Raw genomic sequence first — 15,786 nt, 5'->3', positions numbered from 1 at the left:
CTAGTGACTGGTAGGCGGGGTTTCCCCGCGCAAGAAGGGCTTGAGCACGGCCACCAGCTCGGTGACATCGGCGGGGGCGAACACGCCGTCGATGCCCTCGTGGGAGATGCTGGAAAACGGCGCGTCGTAGAGTGTTTCAATCACGATGCTGCCGTGCTGGGCGATGTAGTTTTTCAGCAGGTTCATAAAGCGCACCTGCTGGGCGGTCAGGCTTGGGTGCGCATGGAGGAACTGCTTGAAGTGTTCCTCAATGGCGTGTGCATCCAGGCCAATAATCTCGCACACGGTAAGGTGGAGTTGATCCGCTGTACGACCGTAGAACTCGTTGAGCACCTCCAGGCTGACGCCGGGGTGGCTGGTGAGGATGGTCGAGGTCAGGGTTTTCAGCTCGCTCTCGGCAATGGGTTCGCCCTTGTGGATTTTCTGCAGGGTCGGGTTGGCGGCGAGCATGTCGGCAAGGATGTCCTTGAGGCGGCGGCGGTAGATCATGGCCTCGCTGGCACCGTTGATATAAACCGCGCGTTCGTCACCCAGCAGGTTGCCATCCTTGGTTTTGGTGGTTCCTATGGCATCACCCGGCCCGGTGCCGGTCTGACGATATTTCATGATGCCGCGCAGTTCCTGGCGGGCGTTTTCCAGCTTGTCGATGCTCGGCTGCAGCCAGAAGTCGGCGCTGCGTACTTCGGCGATCAGGGCATCCTTCTGGCGCACGGCCTGGATATTCACGGCGAGCTTGTCCAACTCGGCCAGCAGGGCAATTTTGCCGTCTTCGAAGCAGGTGGCCTGCTCGACCAGGCAGCACTGAATACCGGCGATCAGCTTATCCAGCGCAGTGGCGTGTTTGTCGCGCAGCACGCGGGCCGACATCAACGGGGCAATGGTGTTGGCCAGCAGGTGTTGGGTTTTGCCATCGAACTGCTGCAGCTGCTGGGTTTGTTGCAACTGGTGCACGGCGCGCAGCTCACGCTTTACCGCCACGCTGGTGTCGGGCAGGTCGTTGATGTCAGCCCTCAACAACGCAATGGCGGCATCGAAGGCAGCGGCATGGTTGTGACGCAGGGCGGCCTGGGCCAGCGCCAGGCGGGCTTCGAAGGTGGTTTGCAGCAGGGATTTGCTGCCGGTGTCTTCCGGCTCCTGATACTCCTGCTCGAAGAAATCGAAGTTGCCGTAGTGGTCGAAAATCAGAAACTCGGTTTTGTGTTTACCGGGGCCAAACAGGTTGGGGCGCAGGCGAGTGCCACGGCCGATCATCTGCCAGAACTTGACCCAGGATTTGACCGGCTTGGCGAACACTAGATTGACCACTTCCGGTACGTCGATACCGGTGTCGAGCATGTCCACAGAGATGGCGATGCGGAAGTCGTTGTCTGGCTTTTTGAATTCCTTGATCAGGGTGTCCACGTGCGGGATGGCGTTGTGGATGACCTTGCAGACCTTGGTGCCGTACTGCGGGTAGAGCTTGCAGAAGAGCTTTTCCAGGTGCTCGGCGTGGTCCTGACGCTGGGCGAAGACGATGGTTTTGCCGACCAGTGAGCCGGTCTCATCCTTGATGCCGTTGTTGATCAGGTTTTCCAGGATGATGCGGTCGGTGTCTTCGCTGAAGATTTTGCGACCGATGTCCTTGCCGGCGATGGTGGTGCGCTTGGCTTCTTCTTCGCCGAGGTCCTCTTCGAGCTGACGCTTCTGATCGTCGCTGAGGTCGTTGTAGTGGATGCCGTCGCGTAGGAAGTCCGTGGTGAGGTCCTTCACGCGGAATGGCACCAGATACGGCGGCTCATTATTGATGGCAGCATCGAGTCCGAACTCGAAAGTCGGATCGGTGGTTTCGCAGTCGAACATATCGAAGGTGTTGCGGCTGATGAACTTCACCGGCGTGGCGGTGAGGCCGACCTGCAGCGCGTCGAAGTAGTCGAACAGGTCGCGGTACTTGTTGTAGATGCTGCGGTGGCTTTCGTCGGCGATGATCAGGTCGAAGAAGCCCACATCAAGCTGGGCGAAGCGGTTCATCATGCCCGGGTAGGTGGCGATGTAGATGCGCGCGGTCTGGTCGACCTTGCCGGTTTCGCCGATCACACAGCGCGGCTCGCTGGGCAGGTTTTGCTTGAAAGCGTCATCGGCCTGCACGCGCAGCTCTTTGCGGTCGCAGAGGAACAGCACGCGTTTGGCCCAGCCGGTACGCAGCAGCAACTCAGCCAAGGCGATGGCCACGCGGGTTTTGCCGGTGCCCGTGGCCTGGATGATCAGGGCTTTGCGGCGCTGCTGCTGGAAGTGCGCGGCGACAGTTTTGATCGCTTCGATCTGGTAAGGCCGGTCGGCAATGCTCAGCTCTGGGTTGTGTTTCTCCAGCGTGGGGACACGGTACTGGCGCTGATAGGCGAGGTATTCCAGGCTGTCCTTGCTGTAGATGCCGTACACCGGGCGATAGGTGTTGTACTGCTTGTCGTCCCAGATAAAGGTCTCGTAGCCGTTGCTGTAGAAAATCACCGGGCGCTGCATGCCCATGCGCTCGAAACCGTCGGCGTACATGCGGGCCTGTTCGCGCCCGGCTTGCAGGCTGACATTTCCGGATTTCTTGGCCTCGATCACGGCTAGGGGCTGACCGTTGTCGCCCCATAGCACGTAGTCCGCACGGCCCTTGCCGGAGACGTTGCCGGGGAAGTCGACCTCGACTTCCTGGCCGACCTGCGCGGGATTGCTGACATCCCAACCGGCTTGCAGGAGCATGGCGTCGATCAGCAATGCGCGGGTTTTGGCTTCGTTCCACTGCAGGCTGTCGGCCACCTGCTGGCTCTGCTGCTGACGCTTTTGCTGGTCAGGCTTGGCAGGCGGGTCGACCTTGTCGAGGTGGCGGGTGCGCTCCTGCTCCAGCTTGTCCATCACGCTCTGTAGCGCTTCCTGCTGCTGGTTGAGTTCCTTCTCATAGCTGGAGACGGTTTTCTGCAGACTGGCCAGCATCGCCGCTGGGTCTTTGACCTCGGCAAATGCGGGGATCGAAGCTTGCGCGGTGCCGTAGTACTTGATGGCCATGTACATGGCCAGTTGGTAGGCCGTTTTCAGAGCCAGCTGGGCATTGCGCAAATCGCCCTCGGCACCGTGGGCGGTGTCGTTGCCCTGGATGCGCAGGAAGTTGATCTGGTGCACCAGGGGCTTGCTGACGCAATCAACAAACACCGGGTTTTTCACCAGGTCGTAGAAGCTCGACTGCGGCATACGCGGCAGCAGCTCTTCCTTGTAAATGGCTTTGGTAAGCTCTTCGGCAAAGCTGCGCAGGCGAGTGAGCGCACTGCCCGGGTCGATGTGCAGAACAGCTTCGGCGAGGCCAGCGAGGTTCGCCAGCAGTTCGTTGCCGGGGCGGAGGAACTCGAAGTTGACTGATTTCATAAAGGCGATTCTGTCCATGTCGGTCCTATAGCGAGGACCGTGCCAGTTTTATTCGATGCCGTATTTGTCCATCCAGTTGCTCAGCGTTTGCTGGCTTTTAAGGCCTAGCAGGCTGGCCGCCCGGGTTTTATTGTTGCCGGTAAGTGTGAGCGCCTTACGCAGATAATGCCCTGCCACTTCAGCAATTACCTGTTGTAGATCAATACCTTGCGTAACATCCATGGCCAATATATCGGCCCGCACTTGCGGCAACTTAAACAGTGCTTGCTCGATATCATGAGCAACAATCAAATTCCCCTGACACCAGAGCGCTGCGCGCAACAAGGTGGATTGCAGCTCACGAACGTTGCCACGCCAGGGGTGTTGAAGAATAAGATTTTTTGCTTCTGCGGAAATTTTCTTATCGCCCAGACTCGCATCCTGACTGGCGATGCCTGCCAGCAGCCTTTCCGACAGTAATAGCAGGTCACCTTCGCGCTCTCTAAGCGGCGGCAGGTGCAGTACGCCCACAGCAATGCGGTAGAACAGGTCTTCGCGGAAGCGCCCCTGGGCGACTTCCTGCATCAGGTTGCGGTGGGTGGCGGTAATCAGCCGCACATCGACCTTGAATTCCTGGCTGGAGCCGACTGGGGTGAAGGTGCCTTCCTGCAGTACACGCAGCAGTCGCACCTGCACATCCGGCGTCAGCTCACCGAACTCATCGAGAAACAGCGTGCCGCCATGGGCCTGTTGGAACACTCCTGGGCGATCCGCAATCGCTCCGGTGAATGCGCCCTTCTTGTGGCCAAACAGGGTGGAGTCGATCAGCTCCGGCACGATGGCACCGCAGTTCACCGCAACAAAGGGCGCTGCAGAACGTGGGCCGGCGTTGTGAATGGCACGGGCAAACAGCTCTTTGCCGGTGCCGGTTTCACCGTAGATCAGCACCGGCACCTGCTTCGCCGCGAGTATTTGCGCCTGCGCCTTGAGCACCAGCATGCGCTCGCTCTGCGTCACGATGCTGTCGAAGGCTGCATCCACAGGGGCATCCAGCCCGGCGAGCTGAACCAGCTTGTCGGTGCTGATGGCATTGGCCGCTGGTACATACTCAGCCGCGATTTCAAACGGCACCTCAACCTGCTGCACGCCTTGCTCAAGTGAAGACTGGTAGAAAGTCGCCGGGTATCGCGTTTTGCCCAGCAGAATCCACACCGCTTGCATGGCCGGCGTGCCGGGGCTGAGCAGAATGGAGAGCTGGTTTGCGGGAGTATTGAGGCGCTTTAAATGCTGACTGGCGGCCTGGTAGATCTCCCCGAAATGAACGGGGGAAGACAGGGAAACGTAATGCGCGGTGATTGATACATCGACCTGCTGGCGCAGCCAGGCTAGGTAGGGTTCAACGCGCTCGGAGGGGTATGAGCAAAGAAGCTCGACGCTATCAACAGAAACCGTGTTAATGGTCGCCAGAATCGGGCCCGCCTCAGCGCCTGCGACTGCTTTGAGATCATTCCCGCCAACCCAGCTGGCCAATACGCGCTGCTTGTTTGCCACTGTCCCTGTACTCCCGGCCTCCCTCTTGCCCATCAGCGGGCAGGAGAAAAAATGTGCTCTAGTTCGCGGCTTGGATAGTAAACCAATCCTTCAACCCGGGTCTTTAACTGCCTGACTACATGTTCAAGTTGAGCGTTCCCGACAGGGGGATCGGAGACTCCATCCAAACCAAGATTGACGAAAGACGAGAACAGGTCCAGCACTGTCGGACAGAACAATGAAGGGGCCTTTCGGCCCCTTGTGAATTTAGTTAGCCAACTGGCTTTCAAGCTTCTCGATCAGATAGTCCAGCGGGCTACGCCCCTCCAGGCGTTTTTCGAAAACTTCGTTGCGGTGATAGGCGACCCAGGTTTCGAGAGCATGCCAATTATCCTTCTCGTAGCCAGAGCCCAGAATGCAAACAAGCTCAGTGCCATGGGGATTCTCAAGGTAGTGACTCATGGCTGAAGCCAGATGCTTTAGGTACTGATGCTCGCGGGCCTCCATCGATGGATGGAGGGGGGTTACGTTGTCACGTTTGATCAGTTTCATTTGGAAGCTCCTCAGGCCTTGAGATTGGCTTTAATCAGGTTGTCGAAGGCGCTGCCATCGCGGCGAGTCAGGTTGGGGACATAGCGCGAATAGACGCGGAACAGCATCTCGGTGGTGGTGTGTCCCATCTGTCGGGCGATCCACTCCGGGTTTTCACCGGCAGCCAGCCAAAGGGTCGCGGCTGTATGGCGGGTTTGGTAGGGACGCCGCCTGCGCAAACCCAGGTGTCGCAGCAGCGGGTACCAAACCCGGTCGTTGATGTTGCGGTATGCGTGCGGCGTGCCTTCGCGGGTGCAGAAGACGAACTGGCCGCTGCCGGTTTTCTCGCGCTGGCCGATGAGCGCCTGGTAAACCGGCTCGGACATGTCGATTTCACGCTGTGAGCCGTCGTTCTTGGTGTAGTCGAGCTTGCCGCCCACCCAGGTTTCACGGATCAGAATCTGCCGACGCTGAAAGTCGACGTACTTCCACTGCAAACCATCAACTTCGGCTGTACGCATTCCGGTGAAAAAGCGCACGGTGTAGTAATTGCGGAAGTCCTCACGCACGGCACCGAGAATCTGCAGCACCTCATCCAGGGTGAAGGGCTCCACGTCTGTCTTGGGGACTTTCAGTGATTTGATGTTGAGGTATGGCGAGGTAAACTCGAAGCGGTCAGCTGCCTCACTAAGGATCATGCGCAATGGCGTCATGATGTGGTTGATTCGCGTCGCTGTCAGACTCTGACCTTTCTGCCCGGGGACTTTGCCGAGTGCCGAGCGGAAGGACAGAAGTTCTGCTTTGGTGATGGCGCTGACCTCTTTTTTGCCAAACTCAGGCAGCAAGTGCTTATCGAGAGTAAGGCGTACGGTTTTGGCGTGCGATTCACGCCACTCGACCCTCATCTCCTCAAACCACAGTTCGGCAAAATCCCTGAACAGTGGTGTTTTCAGCGATGCACAGCCAGCCTGCAGCCTACTGATCTCCAGTACTTTGCTGCTTTGAGGAAAGTAGGTGGCATAGTCGAAGCTCCCAAGGGTGATTTCTGCTTCGATGCGCTCCAGGATCTTCTGCAGTTTTTTCCGGTTTGCGGGCGTATCAGGCAGCGTGGTCTGCTCGCGGCAGCGCTGATCCATGTAGGTGAAGTCAAAGAACAACTTTTCGTTGTCTGCACGCGCTCGAATCTTACCCATGGCAGATACCCCCGCCGGCCATCGGCACCAGCCCGGAAGTCCGCGAGAATTTCTGCATGTCTTCTTCGACTGCTTCCCAGATGAAAAGAATCTTGCGGCCGCCAAAGGGGCGGAAGTAGTGAATCCCTTCCAGGAGGACTGAATCTTTCAAACGATTACGGATGGTGCGCGCGTCGTACTTCATGCGCGTGGCCAGTTCCTCGGTAGTCAGGTATGTGTGAGACATGGCTATGCCCTCTCTGCTAAATTGAACGACAGCGGATTCTTATGAGCTTCTGAGTGCTCATAATGACCTCCTGCAGATCAATATAGCGCTCATTTTGAGCTTTGCAAGGACAAAATGATCTCCTGCAGATCATTTTTGGAGATTTAGATGGTCAAGTGCCATTTGTCTCGCTTACTCGGCGAGCGGAAACTGAAGATCAGTGACGTGGTCAGGGACACCGGGATCAACCGCGGAACCCTCACGCGGCTCTATCACGAGACCGCGCAGAGGGTAGAGCTCAAGGACCTGGAAATAATCTGCCAGTACCTGAACTGCCAGGTGGGAGAGTTGCTGGAACTGCAGGAGGATCCGGAGGGCTGAAAGCCCTCCGGACTGGGTCAGGCGCGGAAATGCCAGTCAATGGAAGCCATCAACATCAGGTAGCGCAAGGCCGCGCCGGAGTGATGGTTCTCCTTAGCCTGATCCTTTAACTCAAGCTTCGCCCTTATACCCAAATGTAGATTCGCTACATCGTTGTTCTCAGGCGCGTGCTGAATGAACGGGCGGCGAGTGTTTCCGAGTTGTTGACGCCAGTAAGACTTGGTTGTCTTCGGCTTGTTGGTGTCGTAGACGATCAGCTCTATAGACCGAGCCGGAACACCTATAACACTGAGAAGCCATAGGTAGTCTTGGGCATGGCCCTCGTCACAATCACGCTGGAATCGTAGCGTGGTTTCAGTCAGCCAGCAGCGCTCAACAAAATCATCAATCACGCGCTGGGCGCGTTCGCTGTCGGGACCTTCGAGCAGTTCGTAGAGGCGCTGCGCATACTCGGCCACTGCGACGCGGCTCCCATGCTTTGGAGGCGATGGCAGCAGCGACAGATACGACGAACCTTCTGCATGCAGAGCAGGTTGGAGCCTGTGTTTTGGGCTTGCGCTGCTTGCTCCCGGTCGCTGCTGCATATCGCGGATACAGCGTGCCCGCTCAAGCATCATTTCTCGTTCATCAGCAGAAAACTCGATCCAATCGAGATTGACCTCTCGACCCGTCTGCTCGGCATATGAGGTATACGCCAGCATCGACTCGATAGTCTGAATTCGCCCAATCGCCCAGTTCTGCTCCACCTGTTGAGCCGGGCTTGGACGCGCCTTCTTCCGAGTGCGCTTGCACTCTTTAATTGGCCTAATGCGACCGATGATGTTGAGTAGCAGTTGGCACTCAACCGGAATGCCATCATTGGGCTCAGCACTCATAGTGGGCTGGCTCACCTCGGCTATCTTGGCAACGTTTGCGGCATTGAATAGCCAATGCTGGGGATTCCATTGCCACATCATGGCCATGCCCTGCGGCAGGCTATGCACGTAGTGCAACAGAGTAGTTTTTGGGCTGCTGTGCCCGAGGATGGCACTGACAATATGGACGATTCGCCGGGTGGGGCCCTCATTCGGCAGCAGTGCTTTGCGCAATCTGAGGTCATCCCTTAGCCAGCGCGTGGTTAGGGGCAGATCACGGAAAATCAGCTCTGGTGAGAGCCGGTTGTGCGCCACCATCAGCTTGAAAAAAAGCCAGGTAGCGCAGGAATGGCGCAGGTGATGGTAATGCAGGGACTCAGAACCAGTAACCGCGCGCATGCAGTTATGCAGGGCCGGGAACAGGCAGCTCTCGCTGATCCACTGCGTTTTTAGCTGCGGGATACAGAAAAGGAATTCCGACGTTGGATTTTGGTTTTCTTCGTATTGTCGCTCTCGATACCAGTCAATCAGCAGCGTGAGTTCATCGGGCTCAAGCAACTCACGTAGTGGCAAACGCCGAACGGCATTCTGGGTTTTCAATCCGCGGTGTGCATGGGGACGGATGAGCAGATCAACTGGCAGTTCCATTCCGACCAATTCATTGCTGGATAGCCTGCGCATGTTCGGGCGCCGTGCCTGAATACGTGCTGTTTCCTCTATCGACAACTCGGGCAGATGCAAATCACGTAGGCGAAGCTTGAGAGCCTCGTTACGCCGCAGCCCCAGTCGAAACCCCAGAAACAGTAGGATTCTGGCTGCAGTGACCAGGCGTGGCGAGCGCAGCTCCAGCCCGCAGGTGCCGAGCGCCTGTAGAACCGTCTGGTACTGGTCCTCGCTGATAATACGGGCATCCACACGGGTCACGCCTTTACCGATTCCTAGGATTGAGTAGGGGCTGATTGGCGGATAGCTGTAGCGGCGCTGCAGGAACGTGTGAAACTCATGAATTGCCTTGGCCAGGGTGCGCCGTTTGCCATCTGTGGCCTGAGCATCAAGTGAGGATTCATACACGATTTCCAGCGCGCCAATTTCGAGCTCGAAAATACTTGTGCCATCTAGCTGCGACGTAAGTGCTGCGCCTAGTACTCGGGTATATCGATCTATGGTGCGGCGCCCGGCACTGTGGCCGTATGCAGAGGCGCCGCCCAGCATGTAGGCAATCCAACTCTGGATTAAGCCGGGAAGCTCTCCGGAACCCTCTGCCTGCAACGGCATCTCGATGGGCAGGTTATCCCGGACACGATCGCGCAGTTCCAGCAACCATGCGGGTGGGTCAGGGCTATCCTCAGGTCCATCCGAAACAGATTCATCGTCATAAGTCCCCGCCGGATCCTCGAGATCCTCTTGGCCGCAGATATTGCCCCACGATGAGGGGCGCAGGGATTGAGAGACAAACTCTTGTCGGCAAGCAAAATTCACCAGCACCTGCGGAAGCCGCAGTTGCATTTGCATCCTAAACAGATCAAACAGCTCACTAAGATTTTGTGGCTGATCCTGTTCAGGTATATCGACCTTCCTCAGAAATGCATCCACACAGCGCATGTGCCAATTCCTACGATGCATCTTGTAACTGCTTTTTTGAACATCATCCGCGCAGCGAATTAACAGGGCCAGCGTGGCGGGGTCAGGGAACCACTGCCGAAATTCCGCGCCGGTCTTGCCACGGATTGATAGGCGCAGACGTATCTCGGGAATTCCCGCCACCCACTCAATGCTTTCCAACGATGAGCCGAGCATCGCATTCAGCTGAGCCACATCGAGCAATCCGCCGCTGTAGGCTGCGCTCAGCAGTAGTAGACCGATACGCTCTTCTCTACTCAGCGCGTCGAGATCCATTTTCAGGCCCTGTTGCAGAGCTTGAACCAGTTGGCCGCTGCGTTGAATTCTCTCGGCTGTGTAGACGTCCGGATTGATCGGGTTCGCTGCCCGCTTGATGGCAATAGCAATTCGCGCTAACGGGAACCCTGGAATCTGATCTCTGATTCGTTGGGTGATGCTACGCAATACGTTACGCAGCGTGTGATTCGTGCCGAGCCACGCCTCAAATTCACGTACGTGCGCCTTCGAAATCCCGGATATGCCACTTTCACTCAGTAGCCATCTTCCGAACGCTGTGCCTGACTCCGCAGCCTTCGATTTCAGAAGTGCCCGCATCTCAGGCATCCATTCCGGCTCATGAAGCCGAGCCGACCATATGACACTGCTCTGCTGATCGTTTAGGCGGGGCAGGTTCATTCGGTCACCCACTGGCTGCTCAGGGCTGACCAGCCAAGTTCCCGCAGTAGCGGGGTAATCCATTCATCGAGAACATTGGCATATGCCGCAGGGCAGAACGACGAATAGGCGTCTTGCGGCTCTTCGCCCCTTAGCCAGTGCCCCATGAGCGCAGTCAGAGCCTCGGGAGGGCAGCCCCGCTCAGTGAGCTCCGTACGTAGGAACTTCCGGTAACTATTGACTCGATGGCCGGTATAACCGGCTACCTGCACCATCTGTTGAACAATTGTGTCCGGGGCAATTTCAGCACGACGTATTCCAGTCGGACTAATCCACAGGAAAAAACCTCGTGACCATCTATCGCGATCATCATCCCGTGACAGATAGCCGATCAATTGCCTACTGATAGATGCGCAGTGCTCGAGGTAATTTGTTATTTGCCGCCTCAACATCGGAGGCATGCAAATCAGCCGACTCATATGACGATCATCGGCATCCTTGTCTGACAGCGCGCCCATACCCAACACAGAATCAAACTCGTCGATGAGCATCAGAGGGTTGCGGATCGCCCTACAGGCTGTAATCAGCGAAAACATCTGCACTGACCATAGGGTGTAACAGTTGTGCCAAGCGAGCATATCGCTGAGACGCCCCTTCGCTTTCTTCCGCAAAACCGCGGCCATTGCACTTACATTGTACGCAATGGTTTCGGGCAGCAGGCAGTGAGTTGCTCCCAGCCCGCCCTCTTGATCAGGATTGAGGCCGGCAGGTTCATACGCCAGACCAGCACATGCATAAACCTGCGTCAGCACTCGCACCAGTGAGGTCGTATAAATGTTGCGGAGGTGGTTGGCATCGAGCTGCAGATAATAGCGCGGGGTTTGCGCCGAGGGGATTTCAACGCCTGACAGCATGGATGCCGCTGCTACGTCCTGAGTGTCAGTGACTATTTGGTGAAACAAATAACTGCGCAGTTTGGTTCGCGTATAGCGTCGGTCGTCTTCACCCAATTCCAGCAGGAGTCCCTTGATCTCGGCGTCTAGCTGCTCAGTTTGATAAGTGAATAGCTGATTGGCAGAGTGAGGAAATGCCTTGAGCAGCTGCTTTACCAACTGGGCACTATCAGCGAGATCGGGCAATAGAATTCGCAGCAACGATAGTCGGACACCAGAAGAGGCCTGCCAACGATCGTCGCCAGCCAGGTCTGGGCGCCTGACGACCATACTGAACAGCGCCGAATCCCCTAGGATCAATGCCAAACCATCGGTGTCATCTGTTTCATCATCAACGACGGATAACTGGACGACCTGCGTCATCGACTGTCCCAACCACAGGCTGATATGCAGAGCAACAATCGCCTCCATTCGGAGCTGGATCCGAGCTGGGTCTTTTGTGCAAGACAGTTCCTGCAGACACGAGTGGAATAGGTCGCTGGCGCCAAACAACAAATTCCGCAACTCCACCAAGGTGAGCTGGTTGTACGAAAATGGCAGGAACTGTCTGCTTCGTACTATATGCGCCTCAACATTTTGTTGGCCTAGGAGATCAGCAACATACGGACGCTCGCAACCATCATCATCGAGCACCCAAATCTCAGTTGATGGGCTGATCTCACCGGGTGCCAGATCACCATCAACGGTGTCTGTATGCCCCACTAGGATGTCGTAGTGACCAGGTAGCTGGTCAGGATCATCGGGATCACCCAGCACAAATCCGCGGGGATCCTCTGTTATGAAGTTGACCAGTTCTGGTCGACTCTGCTCCTTACGCTGGCCTCTATGTCCGCCTCCGCCGCCACCCACACGTGGCGACTCGCCGTTGCAGTAACGGACAAATCGGGCGATTGCAGCAAAATTCTCGGCATTTTCTGATCTCGATTTTCCAGGCAGAAATCCTCTACAGCTCACCACAAACTTCTCGGTGGTGTCCCAGACCTTTAACTCAGGTGAGATGAAGAAATTTCGCTGTCCGCATAAGTTGCCGAGCGCTTTGTAAACCTCGTAGCGCTGACTGATCAGGCGATCGGTACCTATTTTATGAGATGCAATGAGCAACTGCGCGAGCAGTCGCTCGTAGTCCTGAGCATTTTCGTAGTCGCTGAATATGTGCAGAAAAGATGCATAGGGAAATCCAAAAATTTTTACACCGCGCTGGTGGACAGGATTCCTTGCCGACCTGTTGTTCCCTAGCCAAAACTGCTCGCCCAAAAGCACTCGGATGTTGGGTTGGCGGGATAAGGAGATAAGCCACTCGCAGGCCTCATGTAAAACGATGTCATCAGAGTTTTCTAGACCAATCGGCACACCAACACTGCATGTGCGGAGCACTCGTACGAGCTGATCAATCGCACGTGGCAGGTCAATTAGTTCGGGGTGAGAACCTAGCAAATTGAGAATTTCACTGACGATCCAGGGAGACTGTCCCTGTTCAGAGGCGAGCCTCAACAGGATTTCGCGCTTGCTCATTTCTCACCCTCACAGCCCCTGAGCGGTTTTACCCCGACCAGCCGAGCTAGGTGGGCGTGACTTCGATATTCGTGAGGCCACTGCTCCTTTGCAGATCCGATGTTGGCGTATAAATCTCGTACCTGTTGCCGCGTAATCTGAGCCAGGGCAGGTGCAACCAAGCGCTCAATCAGCACGAGTTGGTAGGCAAACTGCTTGATTCGCCCCTTCGGCCACTCAATACAGCGCACTGGTGTTTCGGGATCCGTGTGCGCCTTGAGCCATCGATATAGCGTCGTTTGGCCGATACACAGTGCATCTGGGCCACAGATCACCAATGGGTAAACCTCATTGATCCGAGTGGCCAACGCCTTGGGTATCAGAGCTGGATCAGGAAGGCCTATCGGGGCCAGATCCAGCTCGCACTCGACACGAGAAAAATCGGGATGAATTCCGTGGATGTCGCCTAATTTGATCGTCAGCATGACGCCTCTCGCTAGTGTGGGAACTACTAGACAATGCGAGGCGTTAGTACCCTGTTTGAGGGGTGAATTGATGGACACGTGAGTTTGGGTTCGGCCGGATGGCGTGAAATACCCACTCTATGCCAATAGCCGTTTCTACTGATTCCGCGCATGCGCGGAAAATTCTCATGTTCTGACCGGGAAACCACCCTGGCGCGATGGAAGCCTGAGCGACGAATTCAGCCAGGACGGGTTTCTTGACCAAACGGGGCATCAACCAGCCAACCATCACCACCTTGCTCAAGCTGGCTAAACCCTTGGGCTACACGGAAGCAGAAATCATCGACGAGGTAGAGCAACTCGTTGCACACCATCCCTGAGCATCAATGCCCTTCGGCTGACCACACACCAACTGAAACGGACGGCTTGGTGGCCTATCTCCTGAGCCCTCTCTACCCCCAATCCAATCCTGCTCACCCTTGCGAAATTCCGCGCATGCGCGGAATTTCCTCCGCCTTCCCGCAAGCAATTTCATTAGCGCTGTTTCCTTGGCAGGACCTGGAACCGAAAGCTATGCCAATACGATCTGGTAATCAGGGGTATTTCAAGGGGCACTCTTAATACAAGGCCGTATGCAAATCGAGCGAGGCCAGCCTCGGATTAGGAGCGAGCACAATGAGTGACTGGAAATCATACGCAGGGGAAATGAGCGATCGTGAAGTGGCCAGGCGTTTTGGTATCGGCGCCAGCACTGTTCGGCGCTTCCGTCATTCCAGCGACATTCCAAAGTTCTTCCCCGGAAGGGCCGAGCTTCCCGCGGCGCTGGTTACGCAACTGGCGATGGAAACCAATCATCGACTTGCGAAAGGATTCGGTGTTTCCATCAAACGTATCGAACAAGCCAGAGCAGAGCTTAAGATCCCAGAGCCAAAGACAATTCGAGAGCGCTTCAAGCCTCTCGAGGACATTTGGACCAGCGAGACCATAGCACTGCTAGGAAGAATGCCGGACACAGAGGTTGCTGACCGGCTCGGCGTCAGCAATTTCCCGGTCAAGAAAAAGCGCAAGGAGCTTGGAATACAGTCGTACAAACGACCGCTGCCAGAAATAACCCCCGAAATTGCATCGGAGTTCGGGGGCGTTTCTGATGCAGAGCTTGCGCGCCGGTTCAATGTGTCGGTGAGCTTTATACGCAGGGCGCGGATAAATATGGAGAAGGGCAGCCAGCAATAGATCCAGGTCCGACTCTGATAGAGGGATAGGCAGCCAAACGGAGTGTCTGGCTGCTTCTTACCAGCTCATGTTGTCTCCAGCGCTGCGCGCATCCATTTCGGCATTCTGCAGGCCACTATTTTGCTCAGGTCTTCAGGGCTGAGAGCTTTTTTTATTACAGCAACACACTCCGGCGTAGTACCACCTTTGCCGAGATAAAACAGAGCGCTGATGGTCATCCCCACTTTGGTTCCTGCGCACTGCATCACCATCGGAGCGGCATGCACGAGCCTGATCTCGGCCTTCCCCACGAATAGAGATCGACTGGAGCCGCTCGTGTAATAGATCGGGATGACCGGCATCTGTGTACTCAGCCCGAAACGTCTCACGGCATCAGCGCCGTGGATCTGCAGCTTCCAACGGTTCTGCCTGGCAATCAGATTCACCAAGTCCCAAGGCCCAGGACGATGAACCCGACCAGTGTACTGACTGTATTTCGGCCGCATGTAGATGCCACGGTACACACGCTCAAGCTCGCCACGGCGAACGAGCTGGGCGACTGCCTTGGAGATGGCCGAGCTCGAACCAAGCCCTGCAAGACACCTGATGCTGAAAGGCCTCCCCTTGCGCAGAAACTTAACCCGCTGCGTGACGAGGTGAGACACCGGCGGCTCAGAATGAGGGCGGGACATTGCTATCGTGTCGACTCCAGCGACGAGCAGAGCAACGGCTGATGGAAAGCGATTACCCGACGTCGATACTCATCTTCAGGCCCATCGCTTACCAGGCATTCCTCAAGGCGCCCCAGCGAGAAAATTTGATCGGCAGATGGATAGTGCCTGAGCAGGCTTTTCGCATAGCTGCGGATATCCTGCGGTAACCCCGAATGACGGGAGAGTTCACGCAGGAACTCCTCTGTTTTGACGATGGCGCGTGTTCTTTCATAAGGAAGAGTCAATCTCGTTATCTCCTGGTCATGAACTCAAAGTCCCAGACAGCTGGCTCGCCAGCGCCCGCCACCCAGCGCGCAGTTAAGCGCCGCGGCCATTGAGGCGAAAGTACCAGCACGCCCTTGATTAGCTCCAGTGGGTAGAACAGCAGTCCATCAACCTGGAATTCCTGCAGGCCTTCCCGCCCGCTGTGAAACCGCTCCAGATAAGGTGCAATGCCAATTAGTGTTTGCCGTGCAGAAAGCGGCAAAGCCTGCAGTCTTGGGCATGCAGACCAACCCGGATCTGTGTGCTCAATCATGACTGCACTCCGTCTTGGCCTCCTGCCGCTCCATCCACTTGGCCAGGCCCCACATCGTAAGCGTCCAGCCGCCCCACCCTTGCTCAG

Annotated in this window: 14 protein-coding genes; 3 read left to right on the top strand and 11 right to left on the bottom strand. The window is 56.3% G+C overall.

Going from position 1 to position 15,786, the window contains the following annotated elements; genetic code table 11:
- The 5 genes from HMPREF2924_RS26825 to HMPREF2924_RS26805 all read right to left on the bottom strand — a co-directional run bounded on the left by HMPREF2924_RS26825 (position 1) and on the right by HMPREF2924_RS26805 (position 6,840).
- A complete protein-coding gene (locus tag HMPREF2924_RS26825; protein WP_031634796.1) occupies positions 1-3,381 on the bottom strand; it encodes a type I restriction endonuclease subunit R in 3,381 nt (1,126 codons plus the stop codon).
- 48 nt (positions 3,382-3,429) lie between these two features.
- Positions 3,430-4,911 carry a sigma-54 interaction domain-containing protein gene (locus tag HMPREF2924_RS26820; protein WP_023100730.1) on the bottom strand — a complete coding sequence of 494 codons (1,482 nt, stop codon included), beginning with the start codon at positions 4,909-4,911 and terminating at the stop codon, positions 3,430-3,432.
- A gap of 246 nt (positions 4,912-5,157) precedes the next feature.
- On the bottom strand, positions 5,158-5,442 hold the full coding sequence (locus tag HMPREF2924_RS26815) for a hypothetical protein (RefSeq protein ID WP_023095080.1): 285 nt from the start codon (positions 5,440-5,442) through the stop codon (positions 5,158-5,160).
- An 11-nt stretch (positions 5,443-5,453) separates the two neighbouring features.
- Positions 5,454-6,614 (bottom strand): site-specific integrase, encoded by a 1,161-nt coding sequence (locus HMPREF2924_RS26810; protein WP_023095079.1) that lies wholly within the window; start codon positions 6,612-6,614, stop codon positions 5,454-5,456.
- The gene (locus HMPREF2924_RS26805) at positions 6,607-6,840 is read right to left on the bottom strand and encodes a hypothetical protein (protein ID WP_019341962.1); all 234 of its coding nucleotides are present in this window, start codon (positions 6,838-6,840) and stop codon (positions 6,607-6,609) included. Before HMPREF2924_RS26805 ends, HMPREF2924_RS26810 begins: the two co-directional genes overlap by 8 nt.
- A 147-nt stretch (positions 6,841-6,987) precedes the next feature.
- Between HMPREF2924_RS26805 and HMPREF2924_RS26800 the strand changes: the two genes are divergently transcribed.
- Complete coding sequence (locus tag HMPREF2924_RS26800) at positions 6,988-7,200, top strand: helix-turn-helix domain-containing protein (RefSeq protein ID WP_023086889.1); 213 nt, start codon at positions 6,988-6,990, stop codon at positions 7,198-7,200.
- 17 nt (positions 7,201-7,217) lie between these two features.
- Here the strand turns inward: HMPREF2924_RS26800 and HMPREF2924_RS26795 are convergent, their stop codons facing one another.
- The 3 genes from HMPREF2924_RS26795 to HMPREF2924_RS35000 all read right to left on the bottom strand — a co-directional run bounded on the left by HMPREF2924_RS26795 (position 7,218) and on the right by HMPREF2924_RS35000 (position 13,257).
- The gene (locus HMPREF2924_RS26795) at positions 7,218-10,277 is read right to left on the bottom strand and encodes a tyrosine-type recombinase/integrase (protein WP_078451880.1); all 3,060 of its coding nucleotides are present in this window, start codon (positions 10,275-10,277) and stop codon (positions 7,218-7,220) included.
- Positions 10,278-10,345: 68 nt separating this feature from the next.
- Positions 10,346-12,793 (bottom strand): hypothetical protein, encoded by a 2,448-nt coding sequence (locus HMPREF2924_RS36640; protein WP_003292747.1) that lies wholly within the window; start codon positions 12,791-12,793, stop codon positions 10,346-10,348.
- Positions 12,790-13,257 (bottom strand): hypothetical protein, encoded by a 468-nt coding sequence (locus HMPREF2924_RS35000; RefSeq protein WP_047283399.1) that lies wholly within the window; start codon positions 13,255-13,257, stop codon positions 12,790-12,792. The genes HMPREF2924_RS36640 and HMPREF2924_RS35000 overlap by 4 nt, the downstream gene beginning before the upstream one ends.
- 236 nt (positions 13,258-13,493) lie before the next feature.
- On the opposite strand from HMPREF2924_RS35000, the gene HMPREF2924_RS34995 reads away from it, so the two are divergent.
- Both HMPREF2924_RS34995 and HMPREF2924_RS26785 read left to right on the top strand, forming a co-directional pair.
- Positions 13,494-13,616 (top strand): hypothetical protein, encoded by a 123-nt coding sequence (locus HMPREF2924_RS34995; protein ID WP_047283398.1) that lies wholly within the window; start codon positions 13,494-13,496, stop codon positions 13,614-13,616.
- Positions 13,617-13,911: 295 nt separating this feature from the next.
- On the top strand, positions 13,912-14,469 hold the full coding sequence (locus tag HMPREF2924_RS26785) for a hypothetical protein (RefSeq protein WP_023095077.1): 558 nt from the start codon (positions 13,912-13,914) through the stop codon (positions 14,467-14,469).
- 65 nt (positions 14,470-14,534) lie between these two features.
- Here the strand turns inward: HMPREF2924_RS26785 and HMPREF2924_RS26780 are convergent, their stop codons facing one another.
- From HMPREF2924_RS26780 to HMPREF2924_RS34985, 3 genes are read right to left on the bottom strand one after another with little or no spacing between them, the layout of a single operon-like run.
- The gene (locus HMPREF2924_RS26780) at positions 14,535-15,140 is read right to left on the bottom strand and encodes a DUF6088 family protein (protein ID WP_023095076.1); all 606 of its coding nucleotides are present in this window, start codon (positions 15,138-15,140) and stop codon (positions 14,535-14,537) included.
- A gap of 2 nt (positions 15,141-15,142) precedes the next feature.
- Positions 15,143-15,406 (bottom strand): BPSL0761 family protein, encoded by a 264-nt coding sequence (locus tag HMPREF2924_RS34990; RefSeq protein WP_071535074.1) that lies wholly within the window; start codon positions 15,404-15,406, stop codon positions 15,143-15,145.
- 5 nt (positions 15,407-15,411) lie between these two features.
- Complete coding sequence (locus HMPREF2924_RS34985) at positions 15,412-15,699, bottom strand: hypothetical protein (protein ID WP_044286366.1); 288 nt, start codon at positions 15,697-15,699, stop codon at positions 15,412-15,414.
- Positions 15,700-15,786: the final 87 nt, after the last annotated feature.

The organism is Pseudomonas sp. HMSC063H08 (assembly GCF_001813645.1).
GTDB classification, from domain to species: Bacteria; Pseudomonadota; Gammaproteobacteria; order Pseudomonadales; family Pseudomonadaceae; genus Pseudomonas; species Pseudomonas aeruginosa.
The sequence above is the reverse complement of the archived record's forward strand: the minus strand, read 5'-3'. Positions and strand labels throughout refer to the sequence as shown.